The organism is Plebeiibacterium marinum (genome assembly GCF_026013615.1).
Classification (GTDB): Bacteria; Bacteroidota; Bacteroidia; order Bacteroidales; family Marinilabiliaceae; genus Saccharicrinis; species Saccharicrinis marinus_A.
In genome coordinates, this window is record NZ_JAPDPI010000029.1 from 38,999 (window position 1) to 58,718 (window position 19,720).

Sequence of the window (19,720 nt, forward strand, 5' to 3'; positions counted from 1 at the left end):
TGTCCGGGTTTACAATTTTGTTCTGAGCTTGTTCTGATCAAGCGTATAGTGCAACCCTTTGCTCTCCTTTCTTTTCATGGCCATTCTGATGATTAGATAGCCAACATTGATTTTGTTCCTGAGTTCGCAAAGCTCCTGAGTGACAATGGAATCGTCAAAAAGGGATTCTGTTTCGCGGTAAATCAGCTCAAGTCGGTCTAAAGCTCTTTTTAACCTTAAATTTGATCTTACAATACCAACGTAATTGCTAAGAATCTGTTCAACTTCTTTATTGGTTTGCGTAATAAGTACCATTTCTTCGTTGTGCGATGTCCCTTCATCGTTCCAGCTAGGTATCTTTGTGTTGAACTTGATGTCCTGTATTTTTTCTATGGCATCTTTAGAGGCCTTGTCAGCATATACAATGCCTTCGAGCAGGGAGTTGGAAGCAAGCCTGTTTGCACCGTGTAACCCTGTTGAGGAACATTCGCCGGCAGCGTACAGGTTAATTATGGAGCTTCGACCGGTTAAATCCACTTTTATGCCACCGCAAAGGTAATGAGCAGCAGGTACAACGGGAATCATATCTTTTGTGATATCTACACCTAATTCAAGGCATTTGTTATAAATTGTTGGGAAATGATTCCTTGTTTCTTCAGCATTTTTATGGGTCACATCCAAATATACAAATTCATCGCCCGTATTTTTCATTTCATTATCTATGGCCCGGGCAACAATATCGCGAGGGGCAAGGCAACCGCGCTCGTCATACTTTTCCATAAAAAGGGCGCCGTCCCTTCTTCGCAGCAGCGCTCCATACCCCCTCATGGCTTCAGTGATTAAAAATGAAGGCCTTTCTTTTGGGTTGTACAGTGAGGTAGGGTGGAATTGCACAAATTCCATATTTTCTATAATGCCTTTTGCCCTGTAAACCATTGCAATTCCATCTCCAGTGGCAATGGTTGGATTTGTAGTGGTTTGATATATGTTGCCAATCCCACCCGTTGCCATCATGGTAATTTTTGCCAGAATGGTATCTACCTTTTGGGTTTCTTCATTTAAAACATAAGCGCCATAGCATTCCACATCCGATCTCCATCTGTATGTGATCTCACCCAAATGGTGTTGGGTAATGATGTCAACGGCATAAAGGTTTTCAGAAAGCTCAATGTTTTCATGTTGTTTTGCTTTTTCAATCAAAGCTCTCTGAATTTCAAAACCTGTATTATCAAGGTGGTGAAGAATCCTGAATTCACTATGTCCGCCTTCTTTGTGCAAGTCATAATGTGATTTGTCTTTTTTGTCAAACTCTGTACCCCATTCAATCAGCTGTTTGATTTGTTCGGGGCCGTTCTCAACCACCATTTTTACCGCGTCCGGGTTTGATAAAAAGTCGCCGGCAACCATGGTGTCATTAATGTGCTTGTCAAAATTGTCAGGTTCGTACATTACCGAGGCAATGCCACCCTGTGCATATGCAGTGTTGGTTTCATTAATTTTCGTTTTGCTGATAACCAGTACCTTACCGAAGTCGGCTACTTTTAAAGCAAAGCTTAATCCGGCAATACCTGAGCCTATCACCAAAAAATCTACTTTTTTTCTCATTTTACTATAACCAGTGGCAAATTTTAATAAACTGAAGCTACAAATATAGTTATTTCGGGAGATGCATGGTGTAGATATGTCAAGTAATTAACAATATGTTGCACGCGAGCCAGAAAAAATCATATTACGCAGACTAATAATTCGGAAAAAAAGAATTTTGGTTTATTTTTGCATTCGCAAAACAATTCTCCGTAATTCAATGGATTAGGAGATGTTCAACTGAATATTAACTGGATTTAGGTAATAAGAAATTAGAACTTATTTAATCTGATCATCTATTATACTGTATAGAAAATATGGCTCAGGAAGATGTTTTTAAAAAATTGGTAGCCCATTGTAAAGAGTATGGGTTTGTGTTTCAGTCAAGTGAGATTTATGATGGACTGGGAGCTGTTTATGATTATGGTCAACTAGGTGTTGAGCTTAAAAATAACATCAAAACTTTTTGGTATGATGCTATGGTTAAGCTTAATGAAAATGTTGTTGGTCTTGATTCGGCTATTTTTATGCACCCAACAACATGGAAAGCTTCTGGCCACGTGGATGCTTTTAATGATCCTTTAATTGATAACAAAGACAGTAAAAAACGTTACCGTGCCGATGTGTTGATTGAAGATTTGATTCAGAAAATTGAAGCCAAAATTGAAAAAGAAGTCGCAAAAGCTAAAAAGCGTTTTGGTGAATCTTTTGATGAGGATCAGTTTAAATCAACTAATCCAAGGGTTTTGGCAAACCAGGAAAAAATTGATGCGATCCATGCCCGCTTTACTAAAGCATTAAATGATAATGACCTTGAAGAGCTAAAGCAAATTATTGTGGATAATGAAGTTGTTTGTCCTATTTCGGGAACTAAAAACTGGACTGATGTTCGCCAGTTTAACCTGATGTTTGGAACTGAGATGGGATCAACGGCTGATGGAGCAAGTAAAATATATCTTCGCCCTGAAACTGCTCAGGGAATTTTCGTGAACTTCCTTAATGTTCAGAAAACTGGTAGGATGAAAATCCCATTTGGGATTGCTCAGATTGGTAAGGCCTTTAGGAATGAAATTGTGGCGCGTCAGTTTATCTTCCGCATGCGTGAGTTTGAGCAGATGGAGATGCAGTTCTTTGTTCGTCCCGGCGAGGAAATGAAATGGTTTGAGTATTGGAAAGAGTTTCGTATGAAATGGCATAAGTCGTTGGGAATGGGAGATGATAATTATCGTTTCCACGACCATGAAAAGTTGGCTCACTATGCCAACGCCGCTACTGATATTGAATACAGAATGCCGTTTGGATTTAAGGAGGTTGAGGGGATTCATTCAAGAACCGACTTTGATTTGTCGCAACATCAGGAATATTCAGGTAAAAAACTACAGTATTTTGACCCGGAATTAAATGAAAGCTATGTTCCTTATGTAATTGAAACTTCTATTGGTGTAGACAGAACATTCTTAAGTATGATGGCTGGTGCCTATACTGAGGAAGAAGTGGCAGATTCAAAAGGTAAAAAGGAAATGAGGGTTGTGTTGAAATTGCCTGCTGTATTGGCTCCGGTAAAAATGGCAGTGCTTCCTTTGCTTAAGAAAGACGGTCTTCCAGAGAAAGCAAGGGAGATTGTTGATCAATTAAAACTTGATTATAACCTTCAGTATGATGAAAAGGACTCAATAGGAAAACGTTATCGCCGTCAGGATGCTATTGGTACGCCTTTCTGTATTACTGTTGATCACCAAACTTTGGAAGATAATACTGTAACTATTCGTTATAGGGATACTATGGAACAGGAAAGGGTTAATATTGATAACCTTGAGGCTATCCTGGATGAAAAAGTGAGCAAGAAACATTTATATAAAGGACTGGTAAAGTAATAGGAGCCAAGAAATATTGAATGGTGCTTAATATTACTTTTTTAAGATAATTGAAATCCCCTTAGCAATTCGGTTAAGGGGATTTTTATTTTCTAACCTGAATAGTTTTAGTGGATCTCTTTGTTTAGTCAGAATATCTAATGAATGAGAAAGCAGGAATGGTTAGCTATCTGGGTTATTGTTGATAATTCTTTGGTTTAATTTAAAATGGAAAAGGACTACTCATGAGGTAGCCCTTTCGTTAAAATTGAAAAAGATAATTAGTTAATAGTGTATAATTTACAAAGTACCATTAACCAGCTTGGCCGACCATAAATCATTCTTACTTTCTTCAGGAGCCAATGCAATTGATTTTTTGGCGTATTTCATGGCTTCTTCTTGCATACCCAATTTATAAAGTGTTAATGCATATGTATCTGTGTTGGCAAAATTTGCGTTAATTTCAACCGACTTTTTAGCAATTTTCATTGCCTTTGTAAGAATCTCTTTGTTTAATTCAACTTTGGCATCAGCAATTGTCCAGGCATACTGGTTTAATGATTCAGAGTTGTCAAACTCGTATTTGATACTATAATCTGCTAATGCATTATAGAATTTTGTTTTGTCAGGACTACGATAAAGCATATTCAACTCCATCCCGTCAAAAATTTTATTGGCTAAGTTTTCATCAATTTGAGATAATTCCTTCTTTTTGTTTTCAATAGCTTCATTGTCTCCTGATCTCATTACCATTGCTAACTCCGTGCTCATGACTTGTTCAATAAATTGATAAACATTCAAGGAATTATCTAATTGCATGAATTTATCTTTGTTTTTCAGCACATACTTGAATTTATCATCTGAGGTGGATTGGACTGTTCTGAAAATAATCTCCAAGTCTGTGGCGTTTATTAAATCCTCGTTCTTTCTTTGGGCATAATAAGCATCGCTGGCTTCTTTTATGTTGAATCCACATTCTGATCCGGTTAATAGAAATTCCTGTAAAAATGCAATGCTTCTATCCCCGTTGTTGTATTTTTTTTCGAGCGAAGCCCAATTGCGTTCGGGATCATTTGCGATTTTTGCTGTTTCAACAAGGGTTGATGCATCACCGGCTCCTACCATTTTGTGTTGAATAATTCCATCTGCATTAAGCCAAAGTAGAGTTGGGTAGGCTTTAATGCTATATTTTTGAGCTAGAGGTTTTCCTGCCTCAGACTCCATGTCCATTTTTATGCACACAAAGTTTTTATTGAAATACGTACCAACTTGTTCTTGTGTAAAAATATTTTTGGCCAGATGCTTACAAGGGCCACACCAACTTGTGTAACAGTCCATAAAAACCATCTTATTCTCTTGCTTAGCTTTGGCTAAAGCTTCTTCAAAAGTGCCGTGTTCAAATTCAATTCCCTGAGCAAATATATTTGCTGTCATTAGTACTGCTATAGCAGTAAAAAGTATTTTTTTCATTGTCAAAATATTTTTATTAGTGCTCAAAGTAATAAATCACAAGTGGCAAAATGGGTTAATGCATAGTTAATTGTGGTCTCTTGTCGGTTAATTAAGGTTAATGCATAAAAAAAGACCGATGGAAACAGAATTCTCATCGGTCTTTATGATATTAATATTAATTAGATCGCTTATTCAACGGTAACTGATTTTGCCAAATTTCGGGGCTGATCAACATTACAACCTCTCATAACAGCAATATGGTATGAGATGATCTGAAGTGGAACTACGGTTAACAATGGTGCAATTGATTCGTGGCTATCAGGAACTTCTATAACATGATCCGCCATATTTTTAATGGTTTCATCACCTTCTGTAACAATAGCAATGACACGACCGCTTCTGGCCTTAACTTCCTGTATGTTGCTCACAATTTTTTCATAGGATTTATCCTTTGTAGCGATAACAAAAACAGGCATGTTTTCATCTATCAGGGCAATAGGGCCATGTTTCATTTCTGCAGCAGGATAGCCTTCAGCATGGATATATGAAATCTCTTTAAGCTTGAGGGCACCCTCTAGTGCAACAGGAAATAAGCAGCCTCTTCCTAGATAAAGAGCGTTAGTTGCATCTTTATACATTTCGGCAATTCCCTTAATGTAGTTTTCTGATTTTAATATGATTTCCAGTTTTTCAGGGACTAACGTCAGTTCATGAATTAGTTTCTTGTATAGATCATCATATAAGTTACCTCTTTTTCGGCCAATCATAAAGGCCATCATGGTTAGTACAGTAACCTGTGAGGTAAAGGCTTTTGTTGAAGCAACACCTATCTCAATCCCGGCATGGGTGTAAACTCCGGCATGTGTTTCCCTGGGTATTGATGAGCCAACTACATTACAGATGCCAATAATAGTTGCACCTTTTTCTTTAGCCATTTTAATTGCAGCCAGCGTGTCTGCTGTTTCCCCACTTTGTGAAATGGCAATAACAACATCATCCTGGTTGATAATTGGATTGCGGTACCTGAATTCGCTTGCATATTCAACTTCAACAGGTATTCTTGCATATTCCTCAAATAAATATTCGCCAACAGTACCAGCGTGCCATGATGTACCACAAGCTACTATGATGATCCTTTTGGCTTGAGTTAGTTTAGGCATTACATCTATAATACCTCCCAAAAATATCTTTGTTTTATCAATTGAGATTCTACCCCTGAAAGTATCACCGATTGATGTGGGTTGTTCGTGGATCTCTTTAAGCATATAGTGCTCGTATCCATTCTTGTCAATCTCGTCTATACTTAGCTCAATCTTTTGGATCTTAGGTTTTTGCTTGTCGTTTTGGATATTTTTCAATACCAGGTCGTCCTGGGTTAAAATAGCAACATCTTCGTCGTTTAAGTAGATCACCTGATCGGTATATTCAATTATTGGTGATGCATCGGATGCTAAAAAATATTCATGCTCGCCTACGCCAATAACCAGTGGACTTCCTTTTCTTGCTGCAATTAGTTTTTCTTTTTCATCTTCGCATGAAATCACCAAACCATATGCCCCAATAACCTTAGATAATGCAGCCCTAACTGCAATTTCGGCATCTACTTTTTGTTCCATGTAGATACTTTCAATAAAGTTTACAAGTACTTCAGTATCGGTTTCGCTCTGGAACTTATATCCTCGGTTAATTAGTTCCTTTTTGATATGGGCATAATTCTCAATAATCCCATTGTGAACTAATGTGAATTTTCCATTCATTGAAGTATGTGGGTGCGCATTTGAGTCGTTGGGTTCTCCGTGGGTAGCCCATCGTGTATGGCCAATTCCAATGTTGCCGGTTACCTTTTGATCCTTTGCAAAGTCATCAAGATCTTTAACTTTTCCCATCTTTTTATAAGTATGGGTGCCTGAGTTTATCAATGCTACTCCTGCAGAGTCATACCCTCTGTATTCCAGCCTTTGAAGACCTTTTATTAATATAGGATAAGCAGGTTTTTTACCTACATATGCTACAATTCCACACATAGTCTGTTGCTTTAATTGTTATTCATTAATGTATATGACAATTTGATTTGTGTATATACGTATTCTTTATTTGATTATAATATAGATTCCTTAATGTCATTTGCTTCACTGTTTGCCTTTGTAAAGGTTTGTGTAAGCGAAACAACAAAATCATTTTCTTCAAAACTACCTCTGACGGCATAAAAATCATCCTCTTTTTCTTTCTCTCCACCATCGTGGCCAAATCCGGTTTTGGTTTTGGCGTTAAACTCTTTTTTTGCATCAGAAGTAATGGCGGATAAAATTTTATTATTGTTCTCAACCCATTTGTCAATAAAGGCAGCCAGTTCTGTTTTTAAATTGGTGTCAATGTTAAAATAATTATTTAATATTTGAAAGGCGTGTGCCTGTTTGTTGGCTTCGTATTTAATAAAAAGCGATTCATACAACTGGTTTAAATCATCAATTTTCATTTTGTTGCCCGAAAGATCATCTTCAAGAGATCGGATGTCTGTTTTTTTACAGATTAATCCTCCTAAATCAATCCACTCTTCTATGCCTGAATAATTTGCCGGTTCTATAAAGTTGGAATCTTTTAATTTATTTACCAACGCATCACCTGCATATTTGATTAATGCTTGTTCGTATAGCATGATTCCCCTTTTTACCATGGTTAATGATAACTGGGTGCTGTTATACATGATGGTTTTTCTTTCAGGAGTGGCCTTTTCCTGAAGTTTTTTCAGCAATGAAATCGCATTCAGAATCTTATTAATTGTATATGGATTTAATGCTTCAGTAATAATTTTGTCGTACAGTACACTGCCTTTGCGTTTGTCACGTTTGGGCCATTTGTCAACGTCGCGGGTTATCCCCACATTAAAAATGTTTTGCGCCGGCATTAAAATACTCTTGCCATCTTCTTCAATAAAATAAGAAAAAGGCAGGTCTGAAATATCAGGGTTGGAATAGTGTCGGCCAAGAATCATTGTGAAAGCGCCTATTTTTGCGGGCCATAAAATATAAGAGTCGCTACCTGTTTTTCCACCTCTTTCAATAATGCCCTGATGTACCGGCCCAAGCTTGTACATATGGTTGCTTTGGTTGGTTCCGCTCCCGGCATTAAAAAAGGAATAATACCCAGCAATGAGCAAAGTGGATTTATGGTGTGTTACGGTGTAGGGACCTGCAAATATAGCGCAGGCCTCGCCTTGAAGGCATTGACTGTTTGCAAAGAATACCGAGTTTTCTGCTGTATAATGATTGGAGATTTCAACCCCCTGACCAACAAAACAGTGCCGGAGGTAAGCTCCGTCGGAAACTATAGAACTTGTCGATAAAATAAAATGTGAGGCATTAACATTATAGCCAACGTACGCAGGTGCTTCTTTGCTGCTGTTTATGCTTCCCTCGTTTAAATAGGTAGCTCCTTCAATTTTGCAATAAGAACCAAAATTTACATTAGTGATAGTTCCGCAGTTTAATATAGACGTACCTTGTTTTACAGTCCCTTTGCTTGATTTTATTTTATCAGAATATTCAGTAATCAGTTTCCTAATATTATTGGTAAGTTTTGGATTGGCAGAATAAAAGGCCATAATATAAGCTGTATGTACTGATAGTTCATTGTAAATATGAACTTCTCTGCCTCCGGCTTCATTTATTGGAGTTATTTTTTCCCCGTTGCCAAAGCTCGATTCACCTATTGCTTGTATGGAGTTGGTGTTTTGGATGATGCAATCATTTTCTATATTGTAATTGCAAATAGAGTTGCTGATGTTTTTAATATATACCTGGTCTCCTATTCGGCAATTGTGCAAATGGGCATTATAAATACCTGAAAAATCACTGGCCCCGCCAAGCTGAAGTTTCTGGTTTAAAAGGCCGATATAATTTTCACCAGAAAAGGTGGTGTGTTTAATATTGTCAGGTACAAAAGAGTTTGTAACAAAAACGTTTTCCCATCCATCAACAGCTTTACAGTTTTGATTTTCTAGTTGTTGGATTTCCGAGTTGTTTAGTTTTCTAAAGTTCATTTGTATGGATTATATTTTGTCAGGCTAAAATATGAAAAAGACAAATAGGAATTGGTAAATAGTTTGTAAAAAGAAATTCAAGGGCTGGCATTGCGGTTGATCGTGCCCAAAAAAAATGCCATGCTTATAATTAAGCATGGCATTTTGTATATGATTGTTAAATATTAATTCACTAACTGGTCATAGAATTCATTGTATGCTTCTATATAACTTTCTTCATCATGAAAATCAAGGAAAGGTTTGCCTGAATTTTTGGCATAATCAATGATTTCACCACTGGCATCAGGATGTGCTTTAATAATTCCATCACTAAAGTTAATGGCTAGTTTACTAAGGTTTTGGAAGTTGAAAGGAGTTAGTCCTTCGTAGTCGCTTCCTTCAACACCTTCCAATGTAAATTTCTCAGGGAATGATTCAGGGAACGTTTGAGAGAAATCATCATTGTAAACGGAGTAAACCAATTTAGAATTTGCAAAATGAGGATCCTCATTCATTGCTTTTTTAATATATAATGGAACCAATCCGGTAAACCATCCATGGCAGTGGATAACATCAGGAGTCCATCGTAATTTTTTTGTTGTTTCTAAAACACCTCTTGCAAAAAAGATCGCCCTCTCATCGTTGTCCATATGTTCGGCACCTTCTTTGTCAACCAAAGTAGATTTTCTGTGGAAATAATCTTCATTATCGATAAAGTATACCTGCATACGGGCTGCCTGGATGGAGGCAACTTTAATGATCAACGGGTGATCAGTATCATCAATGATTAAATTCATTCCCGATAACCGTATTACCTCATGCAATTGATTTCTTCTTTCGTTGATACATCCAAATCTTGGCATGAATGTTCTGATTTCTTTTCCTTTTTCCTGTATTCCTTGAGGTAAATATCTTCCTATCTTCGACATGTGAGATTCGGGAAGGTATGGAGTAATTTCTTGGGAAATAAATAAAACCTTTGTTTTTTCCATCGTACTTGTGGTCAATTTTGCTTATTCAAAATAATTAAGGTGCAAAATTACAAAAATATAGTTCTCAAACAAAGTGGTCGGTTTATATATTCTTCAAATTTAAGGCAGTACTTCATTAAAAAATCTTAAAAAATAATTAAATGCTGATTTGATAAACAAAAACTTTTTCATTTTAGAATGGTTGATATTATTGAGTGGCAATGACTTTTGTTGCTGATGGTTGGGGTGGGATTGGTTTTTGATATAGAAAATATTTTTGCGGGTAATGATATAAGTGCTTTTATCGTATTGATATTATTATTTACTTTGCGGCGTTTTTTTTGAATATATCATGGATATTGTTGTTAAGGCAGAGGAACTTAGGTGCCTTGTTGAGAGACATAAAAAGGAAGGAAAGACGATAGGCTTTGTTCCCACGATGGGAGCTTTGCACCAGGGACATTTGTCGTTGGTGGGTCAGGCGTCTAAAATGTCGGATGTTGTTGTTGTTAGTGTTTTTGTAAATCCAACTCAGTTTAATAATGCTGATGATTTGAAAAACTACCCAAGAACAATTGATGATGATGTTAAAAAGCTTGAAGGGACGGCTTGCCATATTCTTTATAATCCCTCAGTTGAAGAAGTATATCCTGAGAAAGATGAAAGGATTTTTGACTTTGGTTTGTTGGATAAGGTAATGGAAGGGGAATTTAGACCCGGTCATTTTAATGGTGTGGCGCAGGTAGTTAGCCGTTTTTTTGATTTGGTACAGCCCGATAAAGCTTTTTTTGGTGAAAAGGATTTTCAGCAGCTCGCCATAATAAAACGAATGACCCGGATGCTGAACTATAACATAGAAATTGTTCCTTGCCCTATAGTTCGTGAAGCGGATGGCTTGGCTATGAGTTCCCGAAATGCCTTGCTAAGTAAGGAATATAGAAGGGAATCTGTATTGATTTCGAAAATTTTATTTGATTCTAAGGAGTTAATTACAACAAGAAATACAAAAGAAGTTATTAATTTTGTTGTTGAGAACATAAATAAGTCTGCACTGCTCAAGGTTGAATATTTTAGTATTGTAGATGGTGATACATTACAACCGGTTGATGATTGGGATAAGAGTGATTATATAGTTGGTTGTATTGCTGTTTTTGCAGATAAGGTAAGATTGATTGATAATTTGATTTACAAAAACTTTCAGAATGAATGTTGAAGTTGTAAAGTCTAAACTACACAATGTCTCGGTGACAGAGGCTAATTTGAATTATGTAGGCAGCATTACTATTGATGAAGATTTGATGGATGCTGCTACTATAATTGAGAACGAAAAAGTTCAGGTGGTGAATAATAACAATGGTGAGCGATTGGAAACCTATGTTATTAAAGGAGAACGTGGTTCTGGTGTTATTTGTCTTAATGGTGCAGCTGCACGTAAAGTTGCAGTTGGCGATGTGATAATAATTATTACTTATGCATCGATGCCTCTTGAAGAAGCCAAACAGTTTAAACCGGTTTTTGTGTTTCCGGATACAGAAACAAATAGGCTGGTATAACAACATAACTAAAGAAGCAAATTAACCCCGGTTTATTCCGGGGTTTGTTTTTTTAATACAATTAGGTATGGAGAATTTTTATTCGAAAATAATTGATGCCCAAAGGGCACATGTAATTGTATCAGGGTGGCAGAAGCATGGGGAAAAGGTGGTGTTTACTAATGGCTGCTTCGACTTGGTTCACAGAGGTCATGTGGAGTACCTGTCAAAAGCTGCTGATAAGGGAAGTAAATTGGTACTAGGCCTAAATACAGATGCTTCGGTGCAGCGGTTAAAAGGGCCAACACGACCTATAGTGGATGAAGAAAGCCGCGCAATTGTTCTGGCTGCGTTTGAATTTATAGATCTTGTTGTGTTTTTTGATGAGGACACCCCATATGAACTGATTAAAACAGTTCAGCCCGACGTGTTGGTAAAGGGGGCAGATTACAATGTGGAAGATATCGTAGGGTATGATATTGTAACCCAACGGGGTGGTTCTGTAGAAACTATCACCTTTGTTGATGGTTTTTCCACCACAAATATCATTGAAAAAATTGCAAGTGAGGTAAAGGAGAAAGGCGCTTTGTAAAGTCCCTGTTTAGCTTTGTGAATATATCTTTTTGTACAATTTGTTTATCTTGGTTGTATGGCTAAATCAAAATCGGTTTTTGTTTGTCAAAACTGTGGCACAGAATCCCCAAAGTGGATTGGGAAGTGTAATGCCTGTGGGCAATGGAATACTTTTGTGGAAGAATTGGTTGTAAAAACGACCAAAACATCTGCTTCGCAGTCTTTTTTGGCCACTGAATCGGCAAAGCCGGTTGCAATTAAAGAGGTTGAGATTTCTGAATTACCAAGGATAAATACTTCAAACGGTGAGTTGGATAGGGTGTTGGGAGGTGGAATGGTGCCCGGATCGCTAATTTTAGTAGGTGGAGAACCTGGGATAGGAAAGTCAACGCTTGTTTTACAGATGGCTCTGCAGGTAAAGTCGCGAAAGGTTTTATATGTTTCTGGAGAAGAAAGCCCGCAGCAAATTAAACTGAGGGCTGATAGGATTCATCCCGGGGGAGAAAACTGCCTGGTAGTGAGTGAAACTTCCCTTGAAAAAATTTTAGGGCACATAAAAAATACAAATCCGGATTTACTGGTGGTAGATTCTATCCAGACAATTAGTAGTGAGGTGATAGATTCTTTGCCTGGGAGCGTTTCCCAAATCAGGGAATGTACAGGGGCCATCCTTAGGGTTGCCAAAGAAAAGAACCTTCCAGTGATTCTTATCGGGCATATTAATAAGGAGGGCAATCTTGCCGGTCCCAAAGTATTGGAGCATATGGTTGATGTGGTGCTTCAGTTTGAGGGGGACCGTAATCATATGTACCGGATTTTGAGGTCTATAAAAAACCGTTTTGGCTCAACTGCAGAGATAGGGATATTTGAGATGCTCGGAAATGGTTTGAGGGAAGTAGTAAACCCTTCAGAGTTGTTGCTTTCGCACCATGATGAAAGTTTGAGTGGCGTTGCCATCGCTGCAGCCGTTGAAGGGATGCGGCCGTTTTTAATAGAGGTGCAGGCATTGGTAAGCACTGCTGCTTATGGAACTCCTCAAAGATCCTCTACAGGTTTTGATTTGCGAAGGTTAAATATGCTGCTTGCAGTAATGGAGAAAAGGGCTGGGTTCAAGCTGGCTGTAAAAGATGTTTTCTTAAATATAGCAGGAGGAATCAAGGTTAATGACCCATCAATTGATCTGGCTGTGGTTTCTGCAATATTATCTTCTAATATTGATATACCTATGCCTTCGGGAGTTTGCGTTGCCGGTGAAGTGGGGCTTTCTGGTGAAATACGACCAGTTACACGGATTGAGCAGCGTATAGGAGAAGCTTCTAAGCTGGGATTTGAGAGGATAATTATTCCTAAATTTAACAAGGGGATAGATTTCTCTAAATATGAAATTGAAGTGTTTCAGGTAAGTAAATTGGAAGAGGCATTTAAGCTTTTGTTTGCATAAAAAAAAGAAGGTCGGAACATAAAAATGTTATCCCGACCTTTTGTAATGATATTTGTTTTCTTATCAGAAGAATTCAGATTCATCACCATTGGAATATTCTTCTTCGTTATCTTCTTCGTTATTTTTAGGTGTATTATCTCCTTCGCAGTTCAAATCAAGCGTGAAATTTATAGGTTCTTCAAATATATCATCTTGAGTAATTGGCAAAGATTCGTCGTTATAGACTTCCTTCATATATAATGCCCATATCGGAAGTGCCATGTTGGATCCTTGTCCTAAAGAAATTCCGTCAAAGTGGATGTCTCTGTCTTCACCTCCAACCCATACTCCTGTTACAAGGTTAGGTGTTACGCCTATAAACCAACCATCAGACTGGTTTTGAGTCGTTCCTGTTTTTCCGCCAATTTGCCCGGTGAATTGGTAGGTGTACCTTAGTCTTATGCCAGTACCTTGATTAACAACTCCTTGTAATAGGTTGAGCATTAAAAAAGCTGTTTCTTCACTAATCACTTCCTTTTTCTGAGGCGTAAATTGTGCAATCACGTTGCCAAACCTATCCTGAATTCGTGATATCATGATTGGTTCAATGTGTACGCCCTTATTAGCAAAGGTACAATAGGCACTTGCCATTTCCTGTAATGTAAAATCAGGAATCCCTAAGCATAGGGAAGGAACTGCCGGCATTGGGCTTTTTATTCCAAGTTCATGAATCATCCGCCTGACTGCTGTTGGGTTGTATTGTTTCATTACCCAGGCAGATATATTGTTGTTTGAGTTGGCCAAGCCCCATTTAAGTGTTACCATCTCACCTTTGCGTGAGCGCCCGCCATCTTTAGGAGTCCAGGTTTTTCCATCTGGCAACACAAAAGTTTGCGGGATATTCGGAACCATCTCGCAAGGGGTGTGCCCTTCCTGCATGGCAAGTGTGTATACAAAAGGTTTAATAGTTGATCCCACCTGTCTTCTGCCCTGTGTAGCCATATCGTACATAAAATACTTGAAGTTTGGACCACCAACATAGGCCTTAACGTGTCCGTTTGATGGGTCAATAGAGAATAGACTAGCTCTCAGGTAAAATTTTAAGTGCTTAATAGAATCCAAAGGCGTTAAAACCGTGTCCCTCTCACCATTCCATGTAAACACTTGCATGTCAGTTGGAGTGTTAAACGATTCCATGATTTTTGCTTTCGAAAACTTAGCCTTCTTTAATACACGGTATCTTTCCGAATTTTTTATGGCTCTGTTGATGATGGCATCATATTGCTCTTGAGACAATTTGTTTGTAAAAGGCGCCCTTGTTCTGCCTTTCTTTTCTCTGAAAAAGGCTTGCTGGAGGTTGTTGGCAAGATGATCTTTAACCGCCTGTTCAGCATAGGTCTGCATTTTGTAGTTTACCGTAGTGTAAATTTTCAAGCCATCCCTGTATACATTATAATGGGTTCCGTCGGGTTTCAGGGTTTTGTTAATAAAACCATATGCCGGATTATTTTCCCACTCTATACTATCGGCAACAAACTTATCTTGTAACCATGAAGGGTAGTTTTTTCTCTCAGGTTTTGGTGCATTAAGAGTTAGCCTAAGGTGTTCGCGCAAGTAGGGAGCAACACCTTCTTTATGGTCTCTTCTATTGAATTTTAATGTTAAAGGGATGTTGGCCAATGAGTCATATTCAGCCTCGCTGATAAATTGTGCTTTTCTCATTTGGTTTAATACAACATTTCTTCTGAATTCAGTAGTGTCTTTTCTTCTGACAGGATTAAACAGTGCAGGGTTTTTGAGCATACCCACAAGTGTGGCTGCTTCTTCTATTTTAATGGTGTCGGCAGAAGTGTTGAAGAATGTTTTTGCAGCAGATTTTATGCCGTATGCATCATATATGTATTCTACTTTATTCAGGTACATAGTTATGATTTCATTCTTTGTATAGCTTTTTTCTAGTTTTATTGCTATTACCCATTCGTTTAGTTTTTGTAAAGCCCTTTCCCAAATGTTTTTGGCAGGTTCATGAAACAGCAGTTTGGCTAACTGTTGGGTAATCGTACTTCCCCCGCCGGAACCTTTGTCTCCCATAATAACAGTCCTGACAGCAACGCGCAGTAGTCCCCTTGGGTCGATTCCTGAATGGTCGTAAAAGCGCACGTCCTCGGTGGCAACCAGGGCATTCACTAAATAAGGAGAGAGTTGTTCAAAATCAATAAAAGTCCTGTTTTCAATGGCAAAGTTTCCCAATACTTTGCCGTCTTCGGAAATAACTTCGGTTGCAATGCTGTTTTTGGGATTTTCCAGGTCTTCGAATGAAGGCATTACTCCCAAAAAACCTTTGGCAATCATGAAAAACAGGATAAATACCATTAAAAAGGCAGACAGTACACATCCCCAAAACCAGTAAAGTACTTTTTTTATTTTGTGATTACTTGATGACATAATGTTGTATAGTTGAAAATTTGCGGTAAAATTAGCATTTTTACGTAATATTTAAAGTAGTGGAGTTCGTCTTGTGATTGTAATTTGATATTGTTTGAATGAGATGCTTCCACTATAAAAAAATAATTCTAGAGTTGTTAGGGTTAGAATTTATAGGATAATTTTTTAAATTTGACGCCTTTAAAGTAAAAAACGAATTTTTAACCATAGTAGTATAAACAATTTAAAAGTTTTTCTGCATTAAATGGTTCCAAATATAAAATTGTAGATGGCAAAAAAGAGCGCAGCAAGTGAAGGTAATCTGGTAATAGTGGAGTCCCCAGCTAAGGCCAAGACAATTGAAAAGTTTTTAGGCAAAGATTTTCTGGTAAAGTCAAGTTATGGTCATATCAGAGATTTGGCTAAAAAAGATTTCGGTATAGACATAGAAAATAATTTTACGCCTCATTACATAGTGTCTGATGACAAAAAGGATGTTGTTAAAGAACTGAAAAAGTTGTCGAAAGAGGTGCAGACCGTATGGCTAGCTTCCGATGAAGACCGTGAAGGAGAGGCCATTGCCTGGCATCTGTATGATGAATTGGGCTTGACTCCGGAGAATACAAAAAGGATCGTTTTTCACGAAATTACAAAAAGTGCCATTCTTAATGCCGTTGAAAAACCTAGGGATATCGATATAAATCTTGTAAATGCGCAACAGGCCCGCAGGGTGTTGGACAGACTGGTGGGTTTTGAGTTATCTCCGGTTTTATGGAAAAAAGTTAAGCCATCCTTATCTGCAGGTAGGGTTCAATCAGCCACAGTTCGGTTGATTGTAGAAAGGGAAAGGGAGATTTTTGCCTTTAATGCTGAGTCATCTTATCGTGTAACCGCTGTATTTACAATAGAAGGAAAAGATGGAAAGGTTTCAGAAATGAAAGCCGAGCTATCGAAACGGTTTGCAACTATTGAAGAAACCAATTCATTTTTAGAAAAGTGTAAAGATGCGAGTTGGACTGTAGAGGGGGTTACCAAAAGGCCTTTGAAAAAAACACCGGCTGCCCCGTTTACAACATCTACGCTTCAGCAGGAGGCAAGCCGGAAATTAGGCTTTTCGGTTTCTCAAACCATGTCTGTAGCACAAAAGCTATATGAAGCCGGTAAAATAACCTATATGCGTACCGACTCGGTTAATTTGGCAGATGCAGCCTTAAAAATGGCTGCCGATCAAATTACCGGAGAAATGGGTGAGGAATATTTGAAAATACGGAAGTATCAAACCAAGAGCAAGGGAGCTCAGGAAGCTCACGAAGCCATTCGTCCAACTTATCTTGAAAAATCAAGTGTATCCGGCTCACAGCAGGAGCAAAAACTATACGATCTGATCTGGAAAAGAACCATTGCGTCTCAAATGAGTGATGCTGAACTGGAAAAGACAACCATCAGCATTAAAGGAAGTGGAGTTGAGGAAACGTTTACTGCAACCGGAGAAGTAATAAAATTTGATGGTTTTCTTAAAGTATATATTCAGGCTTCGGAAAACGAAAATGAATCTGAAGCTGAAGAAGATGGAGGGTTGTTGCCGCCGATGAAGATAGGTGATGCTTTAGGAGTTGATATTATTGAGGCCAGGGAGAGGTGGACTCAAAAGCCTGCCCGCTATTCAGAAGCTTCCCTAGTTAAGAAACTTGAAGATTTAGGTATTGGTCGTCCATCTACTTATGCGCCAACCATATCAACAGTTCAGAACCGAGGCTATGTTGTTAAGGAAGAGCGTGAAGGAAAAGAAAGGGAGTATAATTATTTGTCGCTGGTTGATGGCGAAATTTGTGCTGAAGTAAAAAAAGAAATAACAGGAGCCGAAAGGAATAAATTATTCCCTACAGATATAGGAATGGTGGTGAATGATTTCTTAATGAAATATTTCCCCAATATTGTTAGTTACGATTTTACCGCTAAGGTGGAAATGGAGTTTGATGATATTTCCCTTGGTAAAATTGTGTGGAATGAAGCCATAGATTCTTTCTATAAAAATTTTCATAAACAGGTTGAAGACACCTTGGAAAACTCGGAAAGAAATAGCGGGGAAAGGCTATTGGGTGAGGATCCGAAAACAGGGAAGCCTGTAAGTGTAAAAATCGGACGCTATGGACCAATGGCTCAGTTGGGAGAAAGTAGTGAAGATAATGAAGTTGAAAAGCCAAAATTTGCTTCACTTCAGAAAGGACAGCATCTTGAGACAATTACCCTGGAAGAGGCATTGCGATTATTCGATCTGCCCAGGGATTTAGGATTGTATGAAGATAAGAAAGTAGTTGTGGGTATCGGTAGGTTTGGTCCTTATGTGCGCCATGATGGTAAATTTGTGTCGCTGAAGAAAGGGGTTGATGATCCTTTGAGCATAGAGCTCGACAGGGCGATAGTTTTAATTGAAGAGAAAAGAAAGGCTGACAGGGAGAAGTTTATCAAGAGTTTTGATGAGGATCCGGAATTGCAGATTTTGAACGGAAGATGGGGGCCTTATATTGCTTATCAAAAAAAGAATTACAAAATCCCTAAAGATACAGATCCTAAAGAGCTTTCTTTTGAAGATTGTCAGAAGTTGATTAAAGAAGGGGGAAAAAAGACAACAAAAAAGAAAGCCGCAACCAAAACAACTAAGGCAACAAAAGCAACAAAGACTACCAAAGCTAAAAAGGCAACAAAGAAATAAGATTGTAACTGGTGAATATTAGTGACTTTTTTGAAATAGTAAGTAAACAGAATAAATCTTTGGGCTTGATGCCTGAAGAGGATGAATTGAGTAATCAAATTACTTATGGATTTTGCAGTTGCATTGATGAAGAAATCAGTCAATATGATGTTGCTATTATAGGGATTGCAGATGGGGTTAATGCAGTGGGTAATGAAGGAGTTGACAAAGCAGTTAGTGAAATCCGCAAACATTTGGCATGTTTAAGAAAAACGTCCAGGGAGTTAAGAGTTATTGATTTGGGTAACATTAAGGGGAAAACCCTCAATGATCGTTTTTTTGCTCTTAGAGAGGTGTCAAAAAAGCTTTTGGAGTATCAGGTGGTAGGCTTGGTATTGGGCGGAGGCCAGGATTATATTTTGCCTATAGCCCAATCAAATGTTGAGTTAGCTGATGAAGTAGCTTTGTCGCTGGTAGATTCCAGACTTGATTTTGCGGTTTCTGAGTCCGATTATTCATCAAAGTCGGTTTTATCACAGTTGAAATCAAATATTGGGAAGTCCATATTTGAATTGAATGTAATAGGAGTTCAGAAATATCTTGTTGGTACCAGCCAGGAAGATCAGATGAATGAACTGTATTGGGATATGGTTCGGTTGGGAGAGGTTCGGAATGATAATATACAGCAAGTGGAACCGCTTTTGAGGGATGCAGATCTGGTAGGATTTGATGTAGGGGCAATTCAGGAAAGTTATATGCCTTATTATAGCAATATCAATGTAAATGGTTTTACCGGATATGAGGCGTGCCAGATAGCATGGTATGCCGGAATGAGCGATAACTTAAAATTCTTTTGTCTTCAGGAATTTAACCCTGACTTTGATGATAAGGAAAAAGGGGCGGGTTTAAGTGCTCAGATTGTATGGCATTTGCTGGAAGGAATTTCTCAGAAAATAATAGATGTACCAAATATTGATTCGGAGAGTTATAAAATTTTTATTGTGCATTTGCACAATTTTAGCGAAGATATCCGTTTTTATACGAACAGGGTTAATGACAGGTGGTGGATTGAGGTGCCCTGGAAAGAAGATGTTAGGGTTTTGGCATGTAGTAAATTAGATTATGAATTGACACAAGGAGGTAATATGCCTGACAAATGGTGGAGGTTTTTTCAAAAGGGCTTGCAAATTTGACGTCATTTGGAAAAAATTAACATGATTAA

General features: G+C 38.0%; 13 protein-coding genes. 7 read left to right on the plus strand and 6 right to left on the minus strand.

Annotated elements, in window-relative coordinates; all coding sequences use genetic code 11:
- Positions 1–9: 9 nt before the first annotated feature.
- Positions 10–1,584, minus strand: a complete 1,575-nt coding sequence (nadB, locus tag OM074_RS14065; RefSeq protein WP_301200487.1) for an L-aspartate oxidase — start codon at positions 1,582–1,584, stop codon at positions 10–12.
- A 296-nt stretch (positions 1,585–1,880) separates the two neighbouring features.
- On the opposite strand from nadB, the gene OM074_RS14070 reads away from it, so the two are divergent.
- Positions 1,881–3,437 carry a glycine--tRNA ligase gene (locus tag OM074_RS14070; RefSeq protein ID WP_301200490.1) on the plus strand — a complete coding sequence of 519 codons (1,557 nt, stop codon included), beginning with the start codon at positions 1,881–1,883 and terminating at the stop codon, positions 3,435–3,437.
- 279 nt (positions 3,438–3,716) lie between these two features.
- Here OM074_RS14070 and OM074_RS14075 read toward each other — a convergent pair whose 3' ends face one another.
- From OM074_RS14075 to OM074_RS14090, 4 genes are all read right to left on the minus strand, one after another.
- On the minus strand, positions 3,717–4,886 hold the full coding sequence (locus OM074_RS14075; RefSeq protein WP_301200492.1) for a protein disulfide isomerase family protein: 1,170 nt from the start codon (positions 4,884–4,886) through the stop codon (positions 3,717–3,719).
- Between the two features lie 170 nt (positions 4,887–5,056).
- Positions 5,057–6,892, minus strand: a complete 1,836-nt coding sequence (gene glmS, locus OM074_RS14080; protein ID WP_301200493.1) for a glutamine--fructose-6-phosphate transaminase (isomerizing) — start codon at positions 6,890–6,892, stop codon at positions 5,057–5,059.
- Positions 6,893–6,966: 74 nt separating this feature from the next.
- Positions 6,967–8,907, minus strand: a complete 1,941-nt coding sequence (locus tag OM074_RS14085; protein ID WP_301200495.1) for a DUF4954 family protein — start codon at positions 8,905–8,907, stop codon at positions 6,967–6,969.
- Between the two features lie 164 nt (positions 8,908–9,071).
- Positions 9,072–9,878, minus strand: coding sequence for a glycogen/starch synthase (locus OM074_RS14090; RefSeq protein WP_301200497.1), 807 nt, complete (start codon positions 9,876–9,878; stop codon positions 9,072–9,074).
- A 331-nt stretch (positions 9,879–10,209) separates the two neighbouring features.
- Here OM074_RS14090 and panC point away from each other — a divergent pair, with 331 nt between their 5' ends.
- The 4 genes from panC (at position 10,210) to radA (ending at position 13,403) form a co-directional block, all read left to right on the plus strand.
- Positions 10,210–11,070 carry a pantoate--beta-alanine ligase gene (gene panC / locus OM074_RS14095; RefSeq protein WP_301200499.1) on the plus strand — a complete coding sequence of 287 codons (861 nt, stop codon included), beginning with the start codon at positions 10,210–10,212 and terminating at the stop codon, positions 11,068–11,070.
- Positions 11,060–11,410: an aspartate 1-decarboxylase gene (panD, locus tag OM074_RS14100; RefSeq protein WP_301200501.1), complete on the plus strand. Its 351-nt coding sequence runs from the start codon at positions 11,060–11,062 to the stop codon at positions 11,408–11,410. The genes panC and panD overlap by 11 nt, the downstream gene beginning before the upstream one ends.
- Before the next feature lie 67 nt (positions 11,411–11,477).
- Positions 11,478–11,981, plus strand: a complete 504-nt coding sequence (rfaE2, locus tag OM074_RS14105) for a D-glycero-beta-D-manno-heptose 1-phosphate adenylyltransferase (protein ID WP_301200503.1) — start codon at positions 11,478–11,480, stop codon at positions 11,979–11,981.
- 57 nt (positions 11,982–12,038) lie between these two features.
- Positions 12,039–13,403, plus strand: a complete 1,365-nt coding sequence (gene radA / locus OM074_RS14110; RefSeq protein ID WP_301200505.1) for a DNA repair protein RadA — start codon at positions 12,039–12,041, stop codon at positions 13,401–13,403.
- 63 nt (positions 13,404–13,466) lie between these two features.
- On the opposite strand, the gene OM074_RS14115 is transcribed toward radA, so the two are convergent.
- Positions 13,467–15,827: a penicillin-binding protein 1A gene (locus tag OM074_RS14115; RefSeq protein ID WP_301200507.1), complete on the minus strand. Its 2,361-nt coding sequence runs from the start codon at positions 15,825–15,827 to the stop codon at positions 13,467–13,469.
- A gap of 268 nt (positions 15,828–16,095) precedes the next feature.
- Here OM074_RS14115 and topA point away from each other — a divergent pair, with 268 nt between their 5' ends.
- Positions 16,096–18,519 (plus strand): type I DNA topoisomerase, encoded by a 2,424-nt coding sequence (gene topA / locus OM074_RS14120; protein WP_301200509.1) that lies wholly within the window; start codon positions 16,096–16,098, stop codon positions 18,517–18,519.
- Between the two features lie 11 nt (positions 18,520–18,530).
- Positions 18,531–19,691: an arginase family protein gene (locus tag OM074_RS14125; RefSeq protein ID WP_301200511.1), complete on the plus strand. Its 1,161-nt coding sequence runs from the start codon at positions 18,531–18,533 to the stop codon at positions 19,689–19,691.
- Positions 19,692–19,720 lie beyond the last annotated feature (29 nt).